Source organism: Pseudenhygromyxa sp. WMMC2535, from assembly GCF_011083025.2.
Window position 1 is genome coordinate 1 of sequence record NZ_JABJWV010000036.1, and the last position, 1,663, is coordinate 1,663.

At 70.7% G+C, this 1,663-nt stretch carries 3 protein-coding genes; all 3 read right to left on the reverse strand.

Annotated elements, in window-relative coordinates; genetic code table 11:
* On the reverse strand, positions 1-1,074 hold a 1,074-nt coding region (locus G6O69_RS39135; protein ID WP_176397479.1), incomplete at its 3' end, for a MopE-related protein.
* Positions 1,075-1,135: 61 nt separating this feature from the next.
* The gene (locus G6O69_RS39140; protein WP_176397478.1) at positions 1,136-1,381 is read right to left on the reverse strand and encodes a hypothetical protein; all 246 of its coding nucleotides are present in this window, start codon (positions 1,379-1,381) and stop codon (positions 1,136-1,138) included.
* Positions 1,354-1,663: hypothetical protein (locus G6O69_RS39145; protein WP_176397480.1), on the reverse strand; the 310-nt coding region annotated here is incomplete at its 5' end. The genes G6O69_RS39140 and G6O69_RS39145, both read right to left, overlap by 28 nt.

Genomic DNA, 1,663 nt, shown 5'->3' on the forward strand with positions numbered 1-1,663 from the left:
AAGAACATGCGCGTGGTGAACGAGCGCGCGTTGGTCGGCACGCGCACGCGCAGGCTGAGCATCACCGAGTCGTTGGCGTCGGTGTCGGAGGTGGGGTTGACGCCGTCGCAGCTGGCCGGGAACTCGCCGCCGTTCGCGGCGATCCAGTCCTCCGGCGCGGGCACGGAGGTGCCCAGGTTCTCGCCGCTCTCGAACTTCTCGTAGCTGGGGTTTTGCTGCCCGGGGCCGCGGCGTTGCCCGAGGACAGGACGACCATGCGATCGCCGCCGCTGGGCACGATGTTGTCGCCGAAGGCCGGGCGGATCGCGTGCTGACCGAGAGCGGCGCGCTGCTGCCGTCGGCCAGGGTCAGCTCGGCCGAGATCACGCCCCAGCGCCGCTCGGCCAGCGGGGCGTTCTCGGTCGTGGTCTCGCAAAGGTCGAGGGCGGCGGCGTAGTCGAGGCCGTCGCCGGAGTTGCTGCTCAGGCCGGCGTCGCAGGCCGTGGTGGGCTCGTCGATCTCGCCGTCGCAGTCGTCGTCGACCCCGTTGCCCGCGACCTCGAAGGCGCCGGGGTTGACGAGGTGGGCGTCGACGCAGCCGAGCAGCTCGTCGTCGCAGCAGTCGCCGGAGCACGCGCCCCAGCCGTCGCCGTCGGCGTCGGCGTCGGCCAGCGAGCCGTCGCAGTCCTCGTCGATGTCGTTGCCACAGATCTCGGCGCTGGGCTCGACGGCGCCCACGCAGGCGCCCCACGTCCCGTCTTGGGCGCAGGTCCAGGTCCCGGCCGTGCAGATGCCCACGCCCTCGGTCCCCGCGGGGCCCTCGTAGCAGTCGTCGACGTCGCCGGGCTCGCACTCCGGGAAGCACAGGCCCACGGCCTCGTCGCAGACGGGGCCGGCGGGGTTGTCGGCACAGTCCGCGTCGTTTTCACACACGCCCCCGGTGTCGTCGTCGTCGCCGAGGTCGGCGCTGTCCCCCACGGTCAGGGCGTCGCCGTTGGAGTCCTCGGTGGTCTCGTAGCGCGGGCCACAAGCGGCGAGGGTCAGAGCGAAGGTGAGCGTGGGCCCGGTGAGCGTGACGAGTGTGCGAGCAGACATCTCGAGTCCTTGATGCTGATGCGAATCGCCCCGCCGCGTCAGCGACGGGGCGGGGCGAGGATCAGTTGGCGACGAGGTCCGAGGCGTCGCGCGGCGCGATCTTGTTGACCTCGTAAGAATACGTGAGCGGCCCGGTAATCGATGTATAGGCGTCGTCGAGGGCGGGCAGCGTCCACGAGTCCTGATCGAAGAAGATGTCGGTGACGACGAGGCCGCCGGTGACCTCGAACTCGCCGTAGCCGAGGTCTTCGTTGGTCACGCTGACGTCCGCGACCTGGATCAGCACGCCCTCGTAGTCCTCCGCCATGGCGCCGCCGGTGGCGACGTCGGCCGGGTCGACGACCTCGGGGGGGGGCCGAGCCGCTGCCGCCGACGGTGCTCGGCGAGGTCGCCCTGGCAGCCGACGTAGCCGCTCTCGCACGAGCGAAACAGCCCCGGCGCGGCCTTGAGGATGTTCAGGCCCACGGGCCACTGATCCCCGTTGTCGTCGTAGATCGCGATGTTCTTGTCGCTGGGGTTGTCGACGGCCTGGCTGTCGAGCAGCGCGACGAAGAAGTCGTTGTACTGGCTGCACACCCACTCGGGTACT